This is a genomic window from Rhizobium leguminosarum (assembly GCF_004123835.1).
Taxonomy (GTDB): Bacteria; Pseudomonadota; Alphaproteobacteria; order Rhizobiales; family Rhizobiaceae; genus Rhizobium; species Rhizobium leguminosarum_M.
This window is the reverse complement of the sequence record NZ_MZMU01000012.1, coordinates 354,811-374,888: the sequence shown is the minus strand read 5'-3', so window position 1 is coordinate 374,888 and position 20,078 is coordinate 354,811. Positions and strand designations below refer to the sequence as shown.

The 20,078-nt window shown below is 62.6% G+C and carries 18 protein-coding genes and 1 other RNA gene; 8 read left to right on the top strand and 11 right to left on the bottom strand.

Annotated elements, in window-relative coordinates; translation table 11 throughout:
- The first annotated feature begins 218 nt into the window (after positions 1–218).
- Both B5P46_RS18520 and B5P46_RS18515 read left to right on the top strand, forming a co-directional pair.
- Positions 219–1,493, top strand: a complete 1,275-nt coding sequence (locus tag B5P46_RS18520; RefSeq protein ID WP_129419975.1) for an SDR family oxidoreductase — start codon at positions 219–221, stop codon at positions 1,491–1,493.
- Entirely contained in the window at positions 1,493–1,969 is a 477-nt protein-coding gene (locus tag B5P46_RS18515) for a DUF2269 family protein (protein ID WP_129419974.1), read from the top strand. Before B5P46_RS18520 ends, B5P46_RS18515 begins: the two co-directional genes overlap by 1 nt.
- Here the strand turns inward: B5P46_RS18515 and B5P46_RS18510 are convergent.
- Positions 1,961–2,554, bottom strand: coding sequence for a LysE family translocator (locus B5P46_RS18510; protein WP_129419973.1), 594 nt, complete (start codon positions 2,552–2,554; stop codon positions 1,961–1,963). The genes B5P46_RS18515 and B5P46_RS18510 overlap by 9 nt on opposite strands.
- A gap of 152 nt (positions 2,555–2,706) precedes the next feature.
- Between B5P46_RS18510 and B5P46_RS18505 the strand changes: the two genes are divergently transcribed.
- Positions 2,707–3,555, top strand: coding sequence for an aldo/keto reductase (locus B5P46_RS18505; RefSeq protein WP_129419972.1), 849 nt, complete (start codon positions 2,707–2,709; stop codon positions 3,553–3,555).
- 368 nt (positions 3,556–3,923) lie between these two features.
- Here B5P46_RS18505 and ilvN read toward each other — a convergent pair whose 3' ends face one another.
- Together ilvN and B5P46_RS18495 are read right to left on the bottom strand one after the other, a co-directional pair.
- Complete coding sequence (gene ilvN / locus B5P46_RS18500) at positions 3,924–4,496, bottom strand: acetolactate synthase small subunit (protein WP_129419971.1); 573 nt, start codon at positions 4,494–4,496, stop codon at positions 3,924–3,926.
- A 20-nt stretch (positions 4,497–4,516) separates the two neighbouring features.
- Positions 4,517–6,307 (bottom strand): acetolactate synthase 3 large subunit, encoded by a 1,791-nt coding sequence (locus B5P46_RS18495; RefSeq protein WP_129419970.1) that lies wholly within the window; start codon positions 6,305–6,307, stop codon positions 4,517–4,519.
- A 323-nt stretch (positions 6,308–6,630) separates the two neighbouring features.
- Between B5P46_RS18495 and B5P46_RS18490 the strand changes: the two genes are divergently transcribed.
- On the top strand, positions 6,631–8,655 hold the full coding sequence (locus tag B5P46_RS18490; RefSeq protein WP_129419969.1) for an ATP-binding protein: 2,025 nt from the start codon (positions 6,631–6,633) through the stop codon (positions 8,653–8,655).
- Here the strand turns inward: B5P46_RS18490 and B5P46_RS18485 are convergent.
- Entirely contained in the window at positions 8,640–9,566 is a 927-nt protein-coding gene (locus B5P46_RS18485) for a dihydrodipicolinate synthase family protein (protein WP_129419968.1), read from the bottom strand. The two genes, B5P46_RS18490 and B5P46_RS18485, sit on opposite strands and share 16 nt — an antisense overlap.
- Positions 9,567–9,587: 21 nt before the next feature.
- Positions 9,588–10,202, bottom strand: coding sequence for a LysE family translocator (locus B5P46_RS18480; protein WP_129419967.1), 615 nt, complete (start codon positions 10,200–10,202; stop codon positions 9,588–9,590).
- A gap of 145 nt (positions 10,203–10,347) precedes the next feature.
- Between B5P46_RS18480 and B5P46_RS18475 the strand changes: the two genes are divergently transcribed.
- Complete coding sequence (locus B5P46_RS18475) at positions 10,348–11,856, top strand: PLP-dependent aminotransferase family protein (RefSeq protein WP_206735384.1); 1,509 nt, start codon at positions 10,348–10,350, stop codon at positions 11,854–11,856.
- Here B5P46_RS18475 and miaA read toward each other — a convergent pair.
- Complete coding sequence (gene miaA / locus B5P46_RS18470) at positions 11,853–12,749, bottom strand: tRNA (adenosine(37)-N6)-dimethylallyltransferase MiaA (RefSeq protein ID WP_129419965.1); 897 nt, start codon at positions 12,747–12,749, stop codon at positions 11,853–11,855. The genes B5P46_RS18475 and miaA overlap by 4 nt on opposite strands.
- On the opposite strand from miaA, the gene serB reads away from it, so the two are divergent.
- Both serB and B5P46_RS34470 read left to right on the top strand, forming a co-directional pair.
- A complete protein-coding gene (gene serB, locus B5P46_RS18465; RefSeq protein WP_129419964.1) occupies positions 12,748–13,638 on the top strand; it encodes a phosphoserine phosphatase SerB in 891 nt (296 codons plus the stop codon). The two genes, miaA and serB, sit on opposite strands and share 2 nt — an antisense overlap.
- A gap of 25 nt (positions 13,639–13,663) precedes the next feature.
- Positions 13,664–13,819 carry a hypothetical protein gene (locus tag B5P46_RS34470; RefSeq protein WP_164986509.1) on the top strand — a complete coding sequence of 52 codons (156 nt, stop codon included), beginning with the start codon at positions 13,664–13,666 and terminating at the stop codon, positions 13,817–13,819.
- 275 nt (positions 13,820–14,094) lie between these two features.
- On the opposite strand, the gene B5P46_RS18460 is transcribed toward B5P46_RS34470, so the two are convergent.
- From B5P46_RS18460 to B5P46_RS18440, 5 genes are all read right to left on the bottom strand, one after another.
- Complete coding sequence (locus B5P46_RS18460) at positions 14,095–15,825, bottom strand: DegQ family serine endoprotease (RefSeq protein WP_129419963.1); 1,731 nt, start codon at positions 15,823–15,825, stop codon at positions 14,095–14,097.
- A 202-nt stretch (positions 15,826–16,027) separates the two neighbouring features.
- Entirely contained in the window at positions 16,028–16,993 is a 966-nt protein-coding gene (gene hflC, locus B5P46_RS18455) for a protease modulator HflC (RefSeq protein WP_129419962.1), read from the bottom strand.
- A gap of 3 nt (positions 16,994–16,996) precedes the next feature.
- Positions 16,997–18,079: an FtsH protease activity modulator HflK gene (gene hflK / locus B5P46_RS18450; protein ID WP_011652753.1), complete on the bottom strand. Its 1,083-nt coding sequence runs from the start codon at positions 18,077–18,079 to the stop codon at positions 16,997–16,999.
- A gap of 148 nt (positions 18,080–18,227) precedes the next feature.
- Positions 18,228–18,746, bottom strand: a complete 519-nt coding sequence (locus B5P46_RS18445; protein ID WP_129419961.1) for a dihydrofolate reductase — start codon at positions 18,744–18,746, stop codon at positions 18,228–18,230.
- 13 nt (positions 18,747–18,759) lie between these two features.
- Complete coding sequence (locus tag B5P46_RS18440; RefSeq protein WP_129419960.1) at positions 18,760–19,554, bottom strand: thymidylate synthase; 795 nt, start codon at positions 19,552–19,554, stop codon at positions 18,760–18,762.
- 111 nt (positions 19,555–19,665) lie between these two features.
- Between B5P46_RS18440 and ssrA the strand changes: the two genes are divergently transcribed.
- Positions 19,666–20,028: a transfer-messenger RNA gene (gene ssrA / locus B5P46_RS18435) on the top strand.
- The last annotated feature ends 50 nt before the right edge of the window (positions 20,029–20,078 follow it).

Below are 20,078 nucleotides of genomic sequence, written 5' to 3'. Positions count from 1 at the left end.
CTTCGCTTACGCTTCGTACATTTGCGGCTTTGCCGCTCACCCCCTCATCCGCCTGCCGGCATCTTCTCCCCGCTGGGGAGAAGCGGAATCGTGGCAAGGCCTCGCACTTCCTCGAAGCCTCCTCCGTGGAAGCAGTGTAAACATCCTCCCTTTTATCACACGCCGCACGCTCGCCAAGCCCTCCTATCCCATTCATGCTTTTCCGCTAATCTCCCAACATGAACATCCTAATTCTCGGCGCTACCGGCTTCATAGGCTCCGTCGTCGCGGCCCGGCTTACGGCCGACGGCCACGTCGTGACCGGGATTGGCCGCAATCCGGCTCGGGCGCGGTTGAAACATCCGGCGATAGCTTGGCGGCAAGCCGATCTCTCCGGCTTGACGAAGCCCGAAGACTGGGACGATCTCCTCAAGTATCAACACGTCGTCGTCAATTGCGCCGGTGCCCTGCAAGACGGCCTGTCGGACAATCTGGCGGTCACCCAGGAAAAGGCGATGCTGGCGCTCTATTCCGCCGCGAAACGCTCGTCGCGTCCGCTGATCGTGCAGATATCGGCAAGGACGGCCGGAGCGGCGGGCGATCTTCCCTTCCTCGCCACCAAGCGGCGAGCCGACGAGGCGCTGGCGGCAAGCGGCCTGCCTTACCTCATCCTGCGCCCTGCCCTCGTTCTCGGCCGCAATGCCCATGGCGGTTCGGCGCTGCTGCGGGCGCTTGCCGCCTTTCCCCTGGTGCTGCCGCTGGTCCATGCCGAAAGTCCGGTCGAAACGCTTTCGGTGGACGATGTGGCGGAAGCCGTGTCGCGGGCGGTCTCCGGCGGCATCTCCGGCGATATCGATCTTGCCGCCGACGAAGTTCTGACGCTCGCCGATCTCGTCCGTCTTCACCGCCAGTGGCTCGGCCTGCCACCCGCCCGCGTGTTCGCTCTCCCCCGCTGGCTTGCCGGGCCGGTGACGTGGCTGGCCGATCTATCAGGACTGCTCGGCTGGCGTTCGCCGCTGCGCTCGACGGCGATGACTGTCATGTCGGAAGGCGTGCGGAGCTCGAAAGCGGAGAGCGGTCTTGCCACGACACCCGCGGCAGCGACACTCTCGGCCAGTCCGTCCGGCGTACAGGATCTCTGGTTTGCCAGGCTCTATCTTCTGAAGCCGCTCGTCATATCGGGCCTATCCTTTTTCTGGCTGCTGTCCGGTCTGATCCCGCTGCTGACGCTGGAGAAGACGTCCGCGCACTTCCTGGCGTTCATGCCTGAGGCCGCAGCAACGGCGCTGACGCTTGCAACCTGCCTGATCGACATCGCTCTCGGCGTAGCCGTCCTCCTTCGCCCGCTGGCGAAACGCGCCCTTCTCGGCATGCTGGCCGTGTCGTTCGCCTATCTTGCCGGCGCCAGCCTGCTCGAACCCGCACTCTGGCTCGATCCGCTTGGTCCCCTCATCAAGGTGCTGCCGTCGCTCCTGCTGACGCTCACCGCACTTGCCACCCTGGATGAACGCTGATGCTTGAGGAATGGCTGCTGCTTGCCCATGTCATCGGCGCGACCGTGCTCTTCGGCACCGGCGCCGGCATCGCCTTTTTCATGGTGATGGCGCACTGGACACGCGATCCCCGCCTGATCGCCCATGTCGCCAGCACGGTTGTCATCGCCGATACTCTCTTCACCGCCACCGCAGCCATTGTCCAGCCGGTGACCGGCTATCTGCTGGCCCGGTCGATCGGTTGGGAACTGTCGGAGGGATGGATTGCGCTGTCGCTGCTGCTTTATGTCGTGACCGGCCTGTTCTGGCTGCCCGTCGTCTGGATCCAGATCCGCTTGCGCGATCTTGCCCGCGCCGCAGCCGCGGCGGGAAAAGCTCTGCCGCCGGCCTATTTCAGCCTTTACCGCATCTGGTTCGCCTGCGGTTTTCCCGCCTTCTTCGCCGTCATCGGCATTCTCTGGCTGATGCTCATGAAGCCGGCAATCACTCTATTTTAGCATCGGCCAGAGGCTTAACACCAACAGCACGGCCATGCTGATATTGAACCATTTCAGTCGCACCGGATCCGAAAGCCATTCCCTCAGCGCCGAGCCGAAGCCGGCCCAGGTCGAAACGCTGGGCACATTGACTGCCGCGAAAGCGAGGCCGACGATCAGCACGCTCACCAGGTAGAGTTGCGGATTGGTATAGGTCGCCATTGCCGTGACCGCCATCACCCAGGCTTTCGGGTTGACCCACTGGAAGGCGGCGGCGGCGAGGAACGACATCGGCTCAGCGCCGATTCTGCCTTCGCTGAGCGAGCGCGACGAGGCGATCTTCCAGGCGATCCAGACGAGATAGGCGCCGCCCGCAAACTTCAGCGCCGTATAGATCACAGGTATCGTTTGCAGCAACGCGCCAAGCCCGAGGCCGACGCCGAGCAACAGCACGAAGAAGCCGGCACCGATCCCGAACATATGCGGGATCGTCCTGCGGAAACCGAAATTCACGCCCGATGCGAAGAGCATCATATTGTTCGGCCCCGGCGTGATCGAGGTCGTGAAGGCGAAGAGAACGAGGGCGAGAAACGTATCCAGCGGCATGAAACCTCCCGGGACCGGCCATCCTTCGTAGCCGATTTCATTTAGGTCAATGTAACTGTCCTAAATTGCTGATGCCATTGCATCATTGTCATGGTGACAGGATTACTTGAAAGATAAGAATTGGCGGCAATCTCCCCCAAATGGAAAAGATCATGCAAGACGACCCGATCCCGACGATCACCTTCCCGAACGGCGCGCAAGTGCCGGCGCTCGGCCAGGGAACCTGGGCCATGGGCGAGGATGCCGGCCATGCCAAGGCCGAGATCGAAAGCCTCAAGGCCGGCATCGATCTCGGCATGACGCTGATCGACACCGCCGAAATGTATGGCGACGGTGGCGCTGAAGAGATCGTCGGCCAGGCGATCAGGGGCCGGCGCGACGAGGTCTTCATCGTCAGTAAGGTCTATCCCTGGAATGCCAGCCTGAAAGGCACGATCGAGGCCTGCGAGCGCAGTCTCGAACGGCTAGGCACCGATCGTATCGATCTCTATCTGCTGCATTGGCGAGGCAACTATCCGCTCACTGAGACCATCGCGGCCTTCGAAACACTCAAGGCATCCGGCAAGATCGGCGCCTGGGGCGTCTCCAACTTCGACACCGACGACATGGAGGAACTGCTCCGCGTGCCCGACGGCGCCAATGTCGCCGCCAACCAGGTGCTCTACAATCTCTCCCACCGCGGCATCGAATTCGATCTGCTGCCCTGGTGCCAGAACCGCGGCATTCTCGTCATGGCCTATTCGCCGATCGACCAGGGACATATCCTGCACCATCCCGAACTGATCCGCATCGCCAAGGCCTATCAGGCGACACCCGCCCAGCTGGCGCTCGCCTTCCTACTGGAACGCGATGGCGTCATCGTCATCCCGAAGACCTCGAATGCCGAACGCGCGGCAGAAAACCGCGACTGCGTCTCGCTTGATATCACCAACGACGACTGGGATGCCCTCGACGCTGCCTTTCCGCCGCCCACAAAGAAAAAGCCGCTGGAGATGCTTTGATCTCCAGCGGCTCAGACTATTCACGCCTATCCGGTTATATGCCGCGACCTCTCGATTCCCTCTTCTCCCCCAGCGGGGAGAAGGTGCCCGTAGGGCGGATGAGGGGGCCGGCGACGCCGGTCTTTCCAACGATCCTTATGCGAGCTTAAGCCGCGTTGGTATCGTCGCGACCGTATTCACGATGCAACATTGCGGTGGCGGGGAATAGACTATCACGGAAAAGATGTCCCGTGTGGCCCCCTCATCCGCCTGCCGGCACCTTCTCCCCGCTGGGGAGAAGAGACTTTGCGGCAGCCTCTCCGTTCCTCACTCACCGAACAGCCCTGGCACAAGGCCGAGGATGACGCCGAGCAAAGGGCGATGCGAGATCACATCCCCTGCACGCCGCGGTTCATCGCCGCGATGCCGGTACGGCACACCTCGATGAGGCCAAGCGGCTTCATGATCGCCACGAACTGATCGATCTTCGACGATTTGCCGGTGATCTCCAGAATGAAGTGACCGACGGTCGCATCCACCACCTTGGCATGGAAGGCATCGGCAAGGCGCAGGGTCTCGGCGCGCATCTCGCCCTCGCCGAGCACCTTGATCAGTGCCACTTCGCGCTCGATCGGCCGGTCCTGGCCGAGTTCGCGGGCGCGCACCGTCAGATCGACAACGCGATGCACCGGCACGATGCGCTCGAGCTGCGCCTTGATCTGCTCCAACACCTGCGGCGTGCCGCGTGTGACGACGGTGATGCGGGAAAGATGCGCCTGATGCTCGGTCTCGGAGACCGTCAGGCTCTCGATATTGTAGCCGCGGCCGGAAAACAGGCCGATGACCCGGGCAAGAACCCCCGGTTCGTTGTCGACGAGAACCGAAAGCGTGTGGCTTTCGACGGCCGCCGTTTCCGGCGAAATGAAGTAAGCGGAGCCCGTGGGCTGTAGGTGAGCGTTCATGTCCTTGGTCCCTTCCCTTATTAGACGAGCGCGCGGCCCTTGGCGTCGATCGCATTGGCGACCGCTTCGTCGGTGGCTTCGTCCGGCAACAGCATTTCGTTATGGGCCTTGCCCGAGGGGATCATCGGGAAGCAATTAGCGAGATTGGCGACGCGGCAATCGAAGATGACCGGCTTTCTGACCTCGATCATCTCCAGAATGGTGTCGTCCAGCGCATCCGGCTTTTCGCAGCGCAGGCCGACGGCGCCATAGGCCTCCGCCAGCTTGACGAAATCGGGCATCGCCTCCGTATAGGAATTCGATAGGCGGTTGCCGTGCAGCAGCTGCTGCCACTGGCGCACCATGCCCATATACTGGTTGTTCATGATGAAGATCTTGATCGGCGCATCGTGCTGGATCGCCGCCGACATTTCCTGGATGCACATCTGGATCGAGGCGTCGCCGGCAATGTCGATGACGAGGCTGTCGGGATGGGCGATCTGCACGCCGAGCGCGGCCGGCAGACCGTAGCCCATCGTGCCGAGGCCGCCCGAGGTCATCCAGCGGTTCGGCTGCTCGAAGCCGAAGAACTGTGCCGCCCACATCTGGTGCTGGCCGACCTCGGTGGTGATGTAGGTGTCGCGGTCCTTGGTGTGGGCGAAGAGCCGCTCCAGCGCATATTGCGGCATGATGACGTCATTGCTCTTCGTATAGGCGAAGGAGTTGCGCGCCCGCCAGCGGGCGATATCGGTCCACCAGTCATCGAGGCGGCCCTTTTCCGGTTTCTTCGGCAGCGCCCGCCACAGGCGGACCATGTCTTCAAGCACATGCCCGACATCGCCGCGGATGCCGATATCGACCCGGACGTTCTTGTTGATCGAGGACGGATCGATATCGATATGGATCTTCTTCGAATTCGGCGAAAAGGCATTGAGACGGCCGGTGATGCGGTCGTCGAAGCGGGCGCCGATGCAGACCATGACATCGCAGTCGTGCATTGCCATGTTGGCCTCATAGGAGCCGTGCATGCCGAGCATCTTCAGCCAGTTCTTGCCTGAAGCAGGATAGGCGCCGAGGCCCATCAGCGTCGAGGTGATCGGGAAACCGGTGAGCTCGACCAGCTCGCGCAGCAGCTTGGAAGCCTCGGGGCCGGAATTGATGACGCCGCCGCCGGAGTAGATGATTGGACGGCGCGCATTCGCCATCAGCTCGATCGCGGCATGGATCTGGTTGAGGTCGCCCTGGATCTTCGGCTGGTAGCTCTTCTGGATCGCGTAATCGGCGGGCGGCGTGTAGGTGCCGATCGCAAACTGCACGTCTTTCGGAATATCGACGACGACGGGGCCCGGACGGCCGGACTGGGCGATGCGGAAGGCCTCGTGAATGACGGCGGCGAGCTGGTTGACATCCTTGACCAGCCAGTTGTGCTTGGTGCAGGGCCGGGTGATGCCGACCGTATCGCATTCCTGGAAGGCGTCGGAGCCGATCAGTGGGGTCGGAACCTGACCGGTCAGGCAGACGAGCGGGATCGAATCCATCAGCGCGTCCTGTAGCGGCGTGACGGCGTTGGTAGCGCCCGGACCCGAGGTCACCAGCATGACGCCGACCTTGCCGGTGGAGCGGGCGTAACCTTCGGCCGCATGGCCTGCCCCCTGCTCGTGGCGGACGAGGATGTGCTTGACATCCTCTTGCTGGAAGATCTCGTCATAGATCGGCAGGACCGCACCGCCGGGATAGCCGAAGATATGTTCGACGCCGTTGTCCTTCAGCGCCTTGAGAACGATCTCCGCTCCCGTCATCCGATTGCCTGCCGCCTGATTGTCCGTGCTCATCTGTCTGTTCCGTTTGATGCTGGGATTGCGTTTGTGGCCGGAAGCCCTGATTTTGGGCATAAAAAAAGGCCCCTGAGGAGCCTGTCATCTAGCGCATGGGTGGCTATCGCCGGATGGTTACACCATCCTGCCCATGCGCTTTCCCACCACGATAAGAGCCGTTGCGATTTTCATGGTCGGAAGTGATAGACAGAAAATTTCGCAGCGTCAACGCATGCCGCAATAAAAAACTGCCCCACGCCTGCATCCCCGAAAATCGATAGGATGAAGGATTTGTTAAAGGATCGACTTTATTCTTCTACGCTACCGCATGGAGTAGCCCTTTGCTCAACAACGACTTGCGCACGTCTGGCAAGGCAGGCGAGCATGATCGCCGCGATGGCCTTGCGCCGGGAAATCGCTTTCTCGGCCGCGTCGTTGCATGCAGCGGCTCCAGGGCGACGATTGCCGCCGTCGCCGAACAGGGCGGCACCGATCTTACCGAACTCTGGTCCGTGGGCCGGCTGATTTCGATCAGCGTCGGCCGCAATCGCGTCGTCGCGCTCGTCTATCAGATGAACACCGGCAGCCATGCCTGGGGCGAAGGCGAAGACAATATTTTCAAGATCGAGACCGAGCTGCTCGGCGAAGTCCGCGTCGACGAGGACGGGCGCGAGGAATTCTCGACCGGCATCTCGCGTTATCCCTATCTCGGCGCCATCGCGCACCGCATCCGATCCGCAGACCTGATGCGCATCTACGATGCCGGCCAGGGCACGACCGCCGTCATCGGCAAGCTGACGCAGGACGAAAGCATCGATGCGGCGATCCATATCCCCTCGATGCTCTCCAAGCATTTCGCCGTCGTCGGTTCCACCGGCGTCGGCAAGTCGACGGCCGTGTCGCTGCTCCTGCACAAGGCGATCGCGGCGGACCCGAAGCTGCGTGTACTGATCCTCGATCCGCATAATGAATTCGCCGCCGCATTTCCTCAGCACGCCGTCACCATCGATACTGATACGCTTGATCTGCCCTTCTGGCTGATGCGGCTGGAGGAGTTCGCCGAAGTCGTGTTTCGCGGCCGCCCGCCGGTGCCCGAAGAGCTCGATATGCTGCGCGATATCCTGCCGGAAGCCAAGCGCGCCTTCCGCGGCAGCGACAATTCGCTGGTGCGCCGCACGACGGAAAAAAGCTCGATCACCGCCGATACGCCGGTTCCCTACCGCATGGCCGATCTGCTGGCGCTGATCGACGAGCGCATCGGCCGCCTGGAAGGCCGTTCGGAAAAACCCTCTCTGCGGTCGTTGAAGATGCGCCTCATCGCTGCGATCAACGATCCGCGCTATCACTTCATGTTCTCCAACAACACGATCAGCGACACGATCACCGAAACCATCGCGCAGATCTTCCGCATCCCCGGCGAGAACCGGCCGATCTGTACCTTCCAGCTTGCCGGCATTCCCTCCGAGGTCGTCAATTCTGTCGCCTCCGTGCTCTGCCGCATGGCCTTCGAGGTGGCGCTGTGGAGCGAGGGCGCCATCCACATGCTCGTCGTCTGCGAGGAAGCTCACCGCTATATCCCCTCCGATCCGAGCCTCGGCTTCGTGCCGACACGCCAGGCGATCGCGCGCATCGCCAAGGAAGGCCGCAAATACGGCGTCTCGCTCGGCATCATCACCCAGCGGCCGGGCGAGCTCGACCAGACGATCCTGTCGCAGTGTTCGACGCTCTTTGCCATGCGCCTTGCCAACGACCGCGACCAGGAAATCATCCGCTCGGCCATCCCGAACTCGTCGATCTCGACGACGAGCTTCATCTCCTCGATCGGCAACGGCGAGGCGATCGCCTTTGGCGAGGCGATCAGCGTGCCGATGCGTATGCGTTTTTCCCGCGTCGACGAAAACCTCCTGCCGAAGGCGAGCAGCGCCAACAGCAAGCAGAGCGAGGAAGATCCGGATACGGTCGATTTGCGCAAGATCGTCACCCGCATGCGGGCGGTGACCGTCGGACCTGACATTTCAAATTTCCAGCAGAATTATGCCGCGTCCGTGGCAGGTTTCGACGAGACCGACGCAGCCGACGAGGATCTTGACGCGAAGCCATACACGCCGCCCGCCTCTTCCGCCGCGCCGCTCGAATCCTACCGCCGCGAACTGCTGCCGCAGACACCGCGGCTCGATCCGGCCACGTCACCTGCGATCGATCCCCGGCTGGACGCGCTCCGACGCGAGATGCGCCGCGACGAGCCGGTCTTTCCCCGGCCGACACCGCCGGCGGACCAGCCCGCCGTCTCCCGCCGGGAGCCCGGCACGTCGCTGCGCGAAAGCATCCTGAAAAAACCGCTGAGCAGCCTCTACAACAAGGATTGACGCTTCAGCTCGCTCTCCAGGGCGATCAGAGGCTCGACGGCCTCGAGCACACGCTGCCGCTCCATCGGCCCGAGCGGTAAAAGAGGGCGTGGGAGCTCTGCCCTGGCGAGTGAAAGAAGGTCGACCAGCGTGTAGACTACGCGAAGGCTTCCGAACGCCTTGAACGTTTGCCAGAGCGGCTCGAGAAGACCATCGAGCCGACGCACTTCGCCGCCCTCGCCCGCAATCGCGGCCTTGGTCAGGGCAAGGGCGACGCGCGGAAGCAAGCCGCCGATGACGCTGTACCAGGCGTCGGCACCTGAAAGCAGCGCTTCGGCCGCTCCCCAGTCACCGCTGTAGCCGATCGCAAGCCTGGTCTTGTCACGCAATGCCGCCAGCTCGCCTGCGAAATCGCCGTCAATAGGCAGAGGCATCTTCACGGCCCTGATCGTCTCGATATCGGATAGGCGCTGCAGAAGATCCCGGCCGAAGGTGAAGTGGGTCGTGCCGGGATTGTTGTAGATACAAAGCGGCAGCTTCGCCGCCTCGGTGACCGCCAGGAAATGCTCGTAGGCTTCGTCCTGGGTCAGCGGCGTGTAGGACACCGGCGCAAGCAGAAGGGCATCTGCACCGGCGGCCTCGGCATCCCTCGCCAGGTTCCGGGCGTGGTCTGTCCTCAGGGCACCGACGCCGACGACGAGGGGAATACGACCGCGAACGCACTCGACCGCAGCCTCGACGGCTCGCCGTCGTTCCTCGCGTGTGAGAAAGGCATAGATCCCTGTGCTGCCAAGAAGGCCTATCGAAGCGACGCCTGCATCACACAGGCGTTCCAACAGGCGGCAGAGGGCTTCCGTGTCGACCCGGCCATCCCTATCGGCGGGCGTTGGCGGAAAGGCCGAAAGGCCATGAAACGGAGAAGCGACAGACATGATGCGATCCTGAAAATCCGGTCAATGTGAGAACAGGAGGCGCGATCCGGCGCCCGCGAAGAAGACGGCGAGACTGCCCTCGATCCACCGTCGCGCACGGGCGTAGCCGCGCACCATCGGTGCCGTGGAGAAGAGCACGGCATAGCCGGCAAATATCGAGATCCCCAAGAGCACGCAGCCGCCGAAGGCCGTGACGGCCACCTCCGGCGAAGCGCCCGGCTTGAGGCCGAGCGACATGATCGCCACCCAGGCCAGAACCGACTTCGGATTGCCGAGATGCATCAGAACGCCGCGACGATAGAGCACGCCGAGTTGCGCGGCAGGCCGCACGGCCTCGCTTGCCGGCCTATCCGGGGCGGCGGCCGAGCGGGCCGCCCTCCAGGCGAGCCAGAGAAGGTACAGCCCGCCTGCGATCTTGAGGAATAGCAGCGCATGGGCATAGCGGACCAGGATTGTCGAGATGCCGGTGACCGCGATCAGCCCCCAACATGTCGACATCGTTATGACCCCGGCGGCAAGGGCGAGCGCCGGTCGACGTCCTTGCCGCATCGCCACATTCATGATGGCCATATTGCTTGGTCCGGGACTGCCTGCAGCGATTGCGTAGGCAATGTAGACGACGAGAAGATCCTGCATTTGCGTTTTTCCAGAAGTTTGCGCTCGCACGACCGACGATGACGAAGAATGCGCCATCGGGGAGCCGCCAATCTGCTTCCTTTTCCTCGAAAATTGGTTCATCGTGAAGCGCCATTTTTGAAGAATCTCTATGGACCATTTTGCGATGTCCAAACGGCGCAGCACCATTGAAATCCCATCGCTCAACGCGATCGATCGAACGGCTAACGTCGGCCGCCAACTTGCGCAGACCCTGCGGAATGCAATCGCCCGCGGTGAGCTGAGGCCAGGCGAACGCCTTCCTTCGACGCGCGGCCTGGCGGATTCGCTGAAGATCGCGCGCGGCACCGTCGTCGAGGTGTTCGATCAGTTGACCGCCGAAGGCTATCTCGAAGCGCGGGTCGGAGCCGGAACCCGTGTTGCCGCCGATCTGATGGACGCGACGACGGCACCCCCGCTTGCACCGGCGGTGCCGTCTACCGCGGATGCCGTCGATCTGCCTTCCCAAGCTGGCCGGCTGATCGCCATTGCCCGTGCGCTCACTCCGCACCCACCGGTTCCCTTCGCCATCGCTGTCCCGGCTTGCGGCGTTGCGCCCGACGACAACTGGCGCCGTCTCGGCAACCGCGTGCGCGCGTCGCGACAGGCCGCACCTTCGGGTTATCACGACCCTATGGGCTTGCTCGAACTCAGGCTTGCCATTGCCGACCACGTCCGGCGCGCGCGGGCCGTTCATTGCGAGCCGGAACAGGTCATCGTTACATCAGGCACCCAGCAAGGCCTCTATATGGCAGGCCGAGTCCTTCTTTCGCGTGACGATCCGGTATGGGCCGAGGACCCGGCCTATCCCGGCCTGACGGCAGTGCTTGACGATCTCGGCGTACGGACGCACCGCCTGCCGGTCGATGCACAGGGAATGAACGTGGAACGCGGCCTCGAGCTCTGTCCGCAGGCTCGCGCCGCATTCGTCACCCCGTCGCATCAATATCCGGTCGGGATGCCGCTCAGCATGGCGCGGCGCAATGCCTTGATCGCCTGGGCCGACCAAAATCGCGCCTGGATCGTCGAGGACGACTACGACAGCGAGCTGCGTTATGCCGGGCACCCGTTTCCCTCGATGCAGGGATTGCGTCCGTCACGCGTCATCTATCTCGGCACGTTCAGCAAGGTGCTTTTTCCTTCCCTGCGCCTCGGCTACGTCATCGCCCCTCCTCCGCTCGCGGAAGCCTTTGCCGGCGCCCGCGCCATTCTCGACCGGCATTCGCCGATCGCCGAACAGCATGTTCTGGCGGCCTATATGCGGGAAGGCTATTTCGAAGCGCATATCCGGCGCATCCGCGGCCTCTATGCCGAACGCCGCGCAGTTCTGCTCTCGGCGCTCGAGCGGGCCTTGCCTGAGGGCTGCCGCGTCCAGGAGAGCGACCAAGGCATGCATATTCTTCTATGGCTGCCCGAGGAGGTCGACGACGTGCAACTCGCAGCCCGCGCCCTCTCGGCCGGCCTCGCCGTGCGTGCGATCTCCCCGATGTATGCCGCGCAGCCGGCGCGCCCCGGCCTGATGCTGGGCTTCGGTGGATTTCCGCCGGACCAGTTGCAGGCGGCGGTCGGCAAACTCGTCAAGCTGCTGAGCCTGCAGATGTCTGAAGCGGGAGGCCGGCAACAAGCTGAAGCCTAAACTGTCAGCCGTTCCCAGCTATCGTCCATCTGGTTGCGGAACCATGTCATTTGCCGCTTGGCATATTGCCGCGTCGCCGCAGCCCCCTTCTCCAGCACCTCGTCGCGCGTCATCTCGCCCCTGACCATCGCCGTAATCTGCGACACGCCGATTGCCTTCATCACAGGCGCCTCGGCCGGCAGATCGAGCGCAAGCAGAGCCCGTACCTCGTCTTCCGCACCTTGCTGCAGCATTTTTTCGAAACGGCCGTTGATGCGTTGATGCAGCACAGCCCGGTCCGGCAGCACGACGATCTTGCGGGCCTCAGCCGCGTCGATCACCACCGGTCCCGACCGGCCCTGGAAATCGGCGATCGACCGCCCCGTCGCCTTCACCACCTCCAGCGCCCGGACAATGCGCTGCCCATCCTGGTGGTTGAGGCTTGCCGCCATGGCAGGATCGACCTCAGCGAGTTCGGCATAGAGCCCGTCCGGCCCCTCCTCCAGCAGCCGTGTCCTGAGTCTCTCCCGCAGCGCCTCCGGTATCTCCGGCATATCGGAGAGGCCACCGGTCAGCGCCTTGAAATAAAGCCCCGTGCCGCCAACGAAGACCGGCAGCCGTCCTGCGTCCCTGAGCCCCGGTAGTAGTGCCGAGACATCGCGCAGCCAGGCGCCTGTGGAATAGGCCGCACCTGCCGGGACGTGGCCGTAAAGATGATGCGGCACGCCCTGCATCTCTGCCTCCGACGGCCGCGCGGTCAGCACCCGCAGCGTGTCGTAGACCTGCATGCTGTCGGCGTTGACAACCGCGCCGTCATGGCGTCTGGCCAATTCGACGGCGAGCGCGGACTTGCCGCTGGCGGTTGGCCCGGTTATCAGGATCGCGTTCACTGTGCTCAGAAGGTTTTCCATCATGGCCCTCGTTGCCACGCTTGTTGCCAATCCGTCAAATCCCGTGCTGACACCCGCGATCGCCGAACAGGCGGCGAAGTCCGTGAAGGCTTCGGGCCTCTACTGGCTGGCCGACGGCATCGCCTGCGACATCGCGCTGCGCGACGGCACCGATGCGCAAGCGGCCGAGGCCAGTATCCTTGCCGTCATATCAGGCGCGCCCATCGACCTCGTCATCCAGGAGCAGGAGACCCGCCGCAAGAAGCTGCTGATCGCCGACATGGATTCGACGATGATCGGCCAGGAATGCATCGATGAACTCGCCGCCGAAGTCGGCCTGAAGGAGAAGGTCGCGACCATCACTGCTCGCGCCATGAACGGCGAGATCGCTTTCGAACCTGCCCTGCGTGAGCGTGTCGCCCTGCTGAAGGGGCTGCCGATATCGGTCGTCGACGAGGTCATCGCCAAGCGCATCACGCTCACCCCGGGCGGTCCGGAACTGCTTGCCACCATGAAGTCGAAAGGCCATTACACCGCGCTTGTCTCCGGCGGCTTCACCGTCTTCACCAGCCGTATCGCCGCCACCCTCGGCTTCGACGAGAACCGCGCCAACACGCTGCTCGAAGACGGCGACATCCTCTCCGGTTTCGTCGCCGAACCGATCCTCGGCAAACAGGCGAAAGTCGATGCGCTGAACGAAATTTCGGCAAGCCTCGGTATTTCGCCGGAAGAAGCGATCGCCGTCGGCGACGGCGCCAACGACCTCGGCATGCTGCACCTCGCCGGCTCCGGCGTCGCGCTCCACGCCAAGCCCGCCGTCGCCGCCGAAGCGCAAATGCGCATCAACCACGGCGACCTGACCGCCCTGCTCTATATCCAGGGCTATCGGAAGACGGATTTCGTGACGGTTTGAAGCGATGCCGCGCCAGAGGAGACATATGAGCAAGCAAACTTTGACGGACGAACAACTGGCCGAACTCCGCGCGCTCAATGCTCTTCCGGACAAGGAGATCGATACCAGCGACATTCCTGAAATCGGGGATGATCGCTGGCGGCTCGCACGGAAGGGCAAAGTCTGTAGGCCGGCCAAGTAGCCTGTCATCTTACTCCGGCTGAGAAGAGACGCAGGGCGCTGCAGCAGGTCTCTTCTCCCCGGCGGGAGAAGGTGCCGGCAGGCGGTTGAGGGGGTGAGCGGCAAAGCCGCGAATGCGCTGAGCGCAGGCGAAGGGCAATAGATAGGAGGTGCCGTGCGGCCCCCCTCATCCGACCCTTCGGGCCACCTTCTCCCCGCTGGGGAGAAGAGGGAGAAAGCCGCGACTGACCAATGTCAAGCAGTTGCTCTCTATTTGCCAGTCTCCACCGGGTCGTCTCACTCCATCGGCACCGCCACGAACCGCAGATCACCATTCGACGATGCGATCATCAGCTGGGCGTTGCGGCGGCCTTCCTGTTTCAGCGCCTGCACCTTGGCGGCGACTGCATCCGGCGATTTCATGAACTCCTGCGCCACCTCGACGATCACGTCGCCGGGCTTCAGCCCCTTTTCAGCGGAGGCGGAGCCGGGCGTCACTTCCGTCACGACGACACCATCGACGCTCTCGGCGATGCCGAAGGCCTTGCGCGTCTCGGCGCTCAACAGCGACAGCGACAGCCCGAGTACGTTCTTCGGCGTGGCCGCATCCGGCGGCACCTGGCCCTTATGCTGGTCGGGTGTATCAGGTGCAGGCTTGGCCTGATCGCCTGAATCCGGCTGGTCCATGTCATTGTTCTCGCCGGGATCCGGAGTGATCACGCCGTCGTCCTGCGAGCCGTCGGGTGCTGAATCGCCGGATGCAGCCGCCTGATCGCTGTCCTCGAGCCGGCCGAGCTTCACCTTGACGGTCTGCTCCTTGCCGTCGCGCAGCACCACGACGTCGACTTCCTTGCCGACGGTGCTTTCCGCCACGACACGCGGCAGGTCGCGCATTTCGCTGACGGTCTTGCCGTCGAATTTCAAAATGACGTCGCCCGCCTTGATCGAGCCGTCATCGACCGGTCCACCCTTGATGACGCCGGCGACCAGCGCGCCCTTTGCAGTGTCGAGCCCGAGGCTGTCGGCGATATCGTCGGTCACCGGCTGGATGCGCACGCCGAGCCAGCCGCGCCGCGTCTCGCCATATTGGCGCAGCTGCTCGACGACACCGGAAGCAAGCTCCGAAGGCACCGAGAAGCCGATGCCGATCGAGCCGCCGCTCGGCGAGATGATCGCCGTGTTGATGCCGATCACCTCACCCTTCATGTTGAAGAGCGGACCGCCCGAATTGCCCTTGTTGATCGCCGCATCCGTCTGGATGAAGTTATCGTAGGGGCCGGCATTGATGTTGCGGCCGCGCCCGGAAATGATGCCCACCGTCACCGAACCGCCGAAGCCGAACGGATTGCCGATCGCCATCACCCAGTCGCCGATGCGCATCTCGCTGGAATCGCCGAATTTCACCGATTTGAGCGGCGTCTTCGGCTCGACCTTCAGCACCGAGAGATCGGTCTTCGTATCCGTGCCGATCAGCTTCGCCTTCAGCTTCGAGCCGTTGGCGAAATTGACCTCAATGTCGTCGGCGCCCTCGATCACGTGATTGTTGGTGACGATATAGCCGGCGGGATCGATGACGAAGCCGGAACCGAGCGAGCTGACATTGTGGTTGCCGCCCTTGTTGCCTTGCTGCTTGTTGAAGAAGTCGTTGAAGAATTCCTGGAAAGGCGAGCCGTCGGGCGCGCGCGGCGCCGGACCCGCGCCCTCATCGTCCTTCACCTTCTGCGAAGTCGAGATGTTGACCACGGCGTCGAGCAGCCCTTCGGCGAGATCGGCGACGGAAGCCGGGCCGTTATTGGGCACGGCGGCCTGGATCGGAGCGGTCTGCTGTGGTGCGGCGGGTACGGGAGGCGTAGGAGCGGGAGCCGCCGTTTCCGGACTAGCCGGAGCGGGTGCCGTAACCCCGGGTGCGGTCGTCTCAGGCGCGGTTTGCGCATAGGCAATCCCGCTCACGCCGGCTTGCGCCAGGATTGCGGCGCTGGCCATAAGCGCGAGCGTTCGTCTGAAGGGCGAGCGAATCGTGGGGGCCATCAAGCTTCCTCATAAGGGGGTACATGCGCACATTGAGCATCAGCATAAGGCGGAATGATGGAGGGTGAAATCACCTTTTCGCGAAATCCCCGTGCAATGTGACGTGCCCTCGCAAAAGCCGGATCGTCACAATCATTCCACGAAAAAAGGGCCGGCGCTCGGGCCGGCCCTTCCAGAATTATCGGGCTCGTTTCTCCTGCCGTCAGTTCGCCGGCTGGGCGGGTGCTGCGGGAGCAGCTGCGCCGGGAACTCCCGGAACTGGCGCGGCCGGATTTGTCGGCTGCAGGGTGCCGGCGGCGTTGTCGAAATAGCGGAAGAATTCCGAATTCGGCGACAGCACCAGCGTCGTGTCCTGCGACGAGAGAGCGGAGGAATAGGCGGCCATCGAGCGATAGAACTCGAAGAAGGCTGGATCCTTGCTGAAGACTTCGGCGAAGACGCGGTTGCGTTCCGCATCGCCCTGGCCTCGAAGGATTTCCGCATCGCGCTGGGCGCCTGCGGTGAACTCGACGACCTGACGGTCGGCGATGGCTCGGCGCCGCTGGCCTTCCTCATTACCCTCGGCACGGATACGCTCGGCCTCGGCGAGGCGTTCGGACCGCATGGCATTATAGGTGTTCGGCGCAACCTCCGGCGAAAGGTCGGTGCGCCGGATACGAACGTCGTCTATATGCAGGCCGAGATTTTCGGCATCCGTGCGCAGGTCGTCGCGAATCTCCAGCATCATCGCCACACGCTCTTCCGAGAGCGCGGCATTGTAGTCACGCAGACCGTAGACGCGGCGGAGCGATGAATCGAGCTGGGCTCTCAACCGCGCTTCCGCGGCCTCGCGATCGCCCGATACCGTTTCGCGGAAGCGGCGAACATCCGCGATGTTATAGATCACGAAGGCATCGACGTCGAAGGTCTGGCCATCCTGAACCTGAACGCGAATATTATCGAGATCGAGCCTCAGCGCCTGCTTTTCGACCAGCTGAACGCGGTCGGCATCCATGAAGCCGAAGGGCAGCTTGAAATAAATGCCAGGCTCGGTCTTGACCGACTGGATCTGGCCGAAACGGACGACGATGGCCTGCTCGCGTGCATTCACCACGAAGATGGACGAATAAAGCCCGACCAGCACGATGGCGAGGATGATGAGAATGATGGGAAGCCTGTTCGATGTCATGACTCAACCTCCCTGCTGCGCCGGCTTGCCGAGCTCATTGAGCGGCAGATAGGGCAAGACGCCCTGCTTCTCGTCGATAATGACCTTCCGGGAATTCTTCAGCACCTGCTCCATCGTTTCGAGATACAACCGCTTGCGGGTCACGTCGGGCGCCTTGGAATATTCGTCGTTGATCGCCGTGAATCGCTGCGCTTCACCTTCCGCCTCCTTCACGACACGGTCCTTGTAGGCGGCTGCATCTTCACGGATTCTGGCCGCATCGCCTCGCGCCTGACCGAGCTTCTGGTTGGTATAGCGATTGGCTTCTTCGATCGTGCTGTCGCGGTCACGGCCGGCACGCTGCACTTCTTCGAATGCATCGGCGACTTCCCGCGGCGGCGCCACGTTCTGGATCGTCACGCCGGTCACGGTCACGCCCGCGCCGTAGCGATTCATCGTGTCCTGCAGGATATTGAGCACGTCCACTTCGATCGGCTGGCGATTGCTGCGGAAGGCGTCCTGCGCCGGACGCCGGCCGACGATTTCACGCATGGCACTGTCGGAAACCTGCTGCAGGGTCTCTGCCGGATTTTCGACGTTGAAGAGATAGGCCTTGGGATCGCTGACGGTATAGAAGACCGCGAACTGCACATTGATGACGCTTTTGTCGCTGGACAGCATCAAGCCGTTTGAAGACGAGGCCGAAGTCGCCCCGATATTCAGCTGCTGCACGGTCACCTTGACCGTCTCCACCGTTTCCATCGGCCAAAAGTGGAAATGCAGGCCCGGCATGGAAATCTCGTCCTTCGGCTTGCCGAACCGCAGTTCGACGCCGCGCTCGTCCGGCTGCACGACATAAATGCACTGGATCAGCCAGAAGACGGCGACAATCGCCACGACGATCACTGCCACGCCGCCGTTGAAGCCGCCGGGAATGATGTTGCGCAGCTGGTCCTGGCCGCGCCGGATGATATCTTCCAGATCAGGCGGTCCGCCCTTGCCGCCGCCACCGCGCGGCCGGTTCGGCCCCTGTCCCCATGGTCCCTGATTATTACCGCCGCCGCCGCCCCAAGGGCCGCCGCCGCCATTCTGATTGCTCCAGGGCATCAAAACCTCGTTGTTCGTTAAGTCTCGACGCATCCGAAACCGTGGGGGCTGACCGGCGGACGCGTTGGTGACCGTTATAGGTATCACCGCACCGGCTTTCAACGCAGCGTGAGAAACTTGGTCAATTTAATTGGAAAATAGTTCATTTTCAGGCGTAACGGCGTTCATAGACGATGAAACGCGTGGGATAACTGTCCTTTTCGCCGGCCGGAACCGCGATCGCCTCCCCCGCCTGCCAGATGTCGGGATCGATCGCGGGAAACGACGCGTCTCCGTCGAGATCGGCCTCGACATGCGTGATGCACATCCGGTCGGCAAGACCGATCGCCTGCGCATAGACCTGCCCGCCGCCGAGAATGCAGATCTCGTCGACGCCGGTTTCGAGCGCCAGCCTGTCGGCCGCCGTCATCGCCTCGGGCAGCGAATGGGCCATGGAGACATCAGGATGGTCTATCGCCGCTTGCCGCGAAATGACGACGTTCGGCCGTCCCGGCAGCGGCTTGCCGATCGAATCGTAGGTCTTGCGGCCCATCACGACAGGCTTTCCCAATGTCAGCGCCTTGAAGCGCTTGAGATCGCTCGAAAGCCGCCACGGCATGTCGCCGTCGCGGCCGATAATGCCGTTGCGAGCAACGGCGGCGATAATGGTCCTGCGAATGTCGGCCATGAAATATCCCGGATCAGACGGCGATCGGCGCTTTGATGCTGGCATCGGCCTCGTAGCCGATCAGCTCGAAATCGTCGAAGGTGAAGCCGAAAATGTCCTTCACATCAGGCTTGATGCGCATGAACGGCAGCGGCTTCGGCCGGCGCACCAGCTGCAGCTTCGCCTGGTCGAAATGGTTGTGATAGAGATGGGCGTCGCCGAGCGTGTGGACGAAATCGCCGGGCTTCAGCCCAGTCACCTGAGCCACCATCATCGTCAGCAGCGCATAGGAGGCGATGTTGAACGGCACGCCGAGGAAGATATCGGCCGAGCGCTGGTAGAGCTGGCAGGAAAGCTTGCCGTCAGCCACATAGAACTGGAACAGGCAATGGCAGGGCGGCAGCGCCATTTCGTCCACTTCGGCCGGATTCCAGGCCGAGACGATGTGGCGGCGCGAATTCGGATTGTTGACGATGCCTTTGACGAGATTGGCGATCTGGTCGATATGGCCGCCGTCGGGCGCTGGCCAGGAGCGCCACTGGGCGCCGTAGACCGGCCCGAGATCGCCGTTTGCATCGGCCCATTCGTCCCAGATCGAAACGCCGTTCTCCTTGAGATAGCGGATATTCGTCTCGCCCTTCAGGAACCAGAGAAGCTCGTGGATGATCGAGCGCAGATGCAGCTTCTTCGTGGTAAGGACGGGGAAGCCCTCTTCGAGGTCGAAGCGCATCTGGTAACCGAAGACCGAGCGCGTGCCCGTGCCGGTGCGGTCGCCCCGGTCGGAGCCCTTTTCCATCACATGATTCAAGAGATCGAGATATTGCTTCATGTCGCGCTGATTCCGTTTCGGCTAATTTAAGCCCTCGGAACCGGGAAACCAATCACCGGCGGGCATTTTCCCAATGTTTCTGATGGGTCGCATAACGCTTTTATGACGTTTGCCCTTTCCTTGGGCTGAGGAAACCACTATATCAGCCTTGCCGGCTTTCGGGTCGGCTATGGCGATAAATGAGCGGTGTAATAAACCTATTGGACCCGGGGGCGGTACCCGGCGCCTCCACCAAAAACCGGCGGTCTTAAAGGCCGGCTTTTGATGGGGGCGAAACAGGATCGACAAGGGTGTAAAGATCGTCTTTTTGCTCGGCATTGTACCGCCGTTATCGGGCTAAAATTGTAGTTGCAAACGACAACTATGCGGAAGCTCGTCTCGCTGCTTAATCGCGGTGTGACACTTCAATCAAAGTCCTAGTGGTTCGCACCTCTAGGCGGGGTCCGAAGGCACCTGGCAACAGAAGCCTTCACCTTCTCCCTGCCGCCGAAATCATGTATGCTGCTTAAAAACGTGACTCGGCT

Bases quoted from the DNA above. Each gene is read 5' to 3' on its own strand.
- B5P46_RS18520 (WP_129419975.1), top strand. From the start codon at position 219: ATGAACATCCTAATTCTCGGCGCTACCGGCTTCATAGGCTCCGTCGTC.
- B5P46_RS18515 (WP_129419974.1), top strand. From the start codon at position 1,493: ATGCTTGAGGAATGGCTGCTGCTTGCCCATGTCATCGGCGCGACCGTG.
- B5P46_RS18510 (WP_129419973.1), bottom strand. From the start codon at position 2,554: ATGCCGCTGGATACGTTTCTCGCCCTCGTTCTCTTCGCCTTCACGACC.
- B5P46_RS18505 (WP_129419972.1), top strand. From the start codon at position 2,707: ATGCAAGACGACCCGATCCCGACGATCACCTTCCCGAACGGCGCGCAA.
- ilvN (WP_129419971.1), bottom strand. From the start codon at position 4,496: ATGAACGCTCACCTACAGCCCACGGGCTCCGCTTACTTCATTTCGCCG.
- B5P46_RS18495 (WP_129419970.1), bottom strand. From the start codon at position 6,307: ATGAGCACGGACAATCAGGCGGCAGGCAATCGGATGACGGGAGCGGAG.
- B5P46_RS18485 (WP_129419968.1), bottom strand. From the start codon at position 9,566: ATGTCTGTCGCTTCTCCGTTTCATGGCCTTTCGGCCTTTCCGCCAACG.
- B5P46_RS18480 (WP_129419967.1), bottom strand. From the start codon at position 10,202: ATGCAGGATCTTCTCGTCGTCTACATTGCCTACGCAATCGCTGCAGGC.
- B5P46_RS18475 (WP_206735384.1), top strand. From the start codon at position 10,348: ATGTCCAAACGGCGCAGCACCATTGAAATCCCATCGCTCAACGCGATC.
- serB (WP_129419964.1), top strand. From the start codon at position 12,748: ATGGCCCTCGTTGCCACGCTTGTTGCCAATCCGTCAAATCCCGTGCTG.
- miaA (WP_129419965.1), bottom strand. From the start codon at position 12,749: ATGATGGAAAACCTTCTGAGCACAGTGAACGCGATCCTGATAACCGGG.
- B5P46_RS34470 (WP_164986509.1), top strand. From the start codon at position 13,664: ATGAGCAAGCAAACTTTGACGGACGAACAACTGGCCGAACTCCGCGCG.
- B5P46_RS18460 (WP_129419963.1), bottom strand. From the start codon at position 15,825: ATGGCCCCCACGATTCGCTCGCCCTTCAGACGAACGCTCGCGCTTATG.
- hflC (WP_129419962.1), bottom strand. From the start codon at position 16,993: ATGACATCGAACAGGCTTCCCATCATTCTCATCATCCTCGCCATCGTG.
- hflK (WP_011652753.1), bottom strand. From the start codon at position 18,079: ATGCCCTGGAGCAATCAGAATGGCGGCGGCGGCCCTTGGGGCGGCGGC.
- B5P46_RS18445 (WP_129419961.1), bottom strand. From the start codon at position 18,746: ATGGCCGACATTCGCAGGACCATTATCGCCGCCGTTGCTCGCAACGGC.
- B5P46_RS18440 (WP_129419960.1), bottom strand. From the start codon at position 19,554: ATGAAGCAATATCTCGATCTCTTGAATCATGTGATGGAAAAGGGCTCC.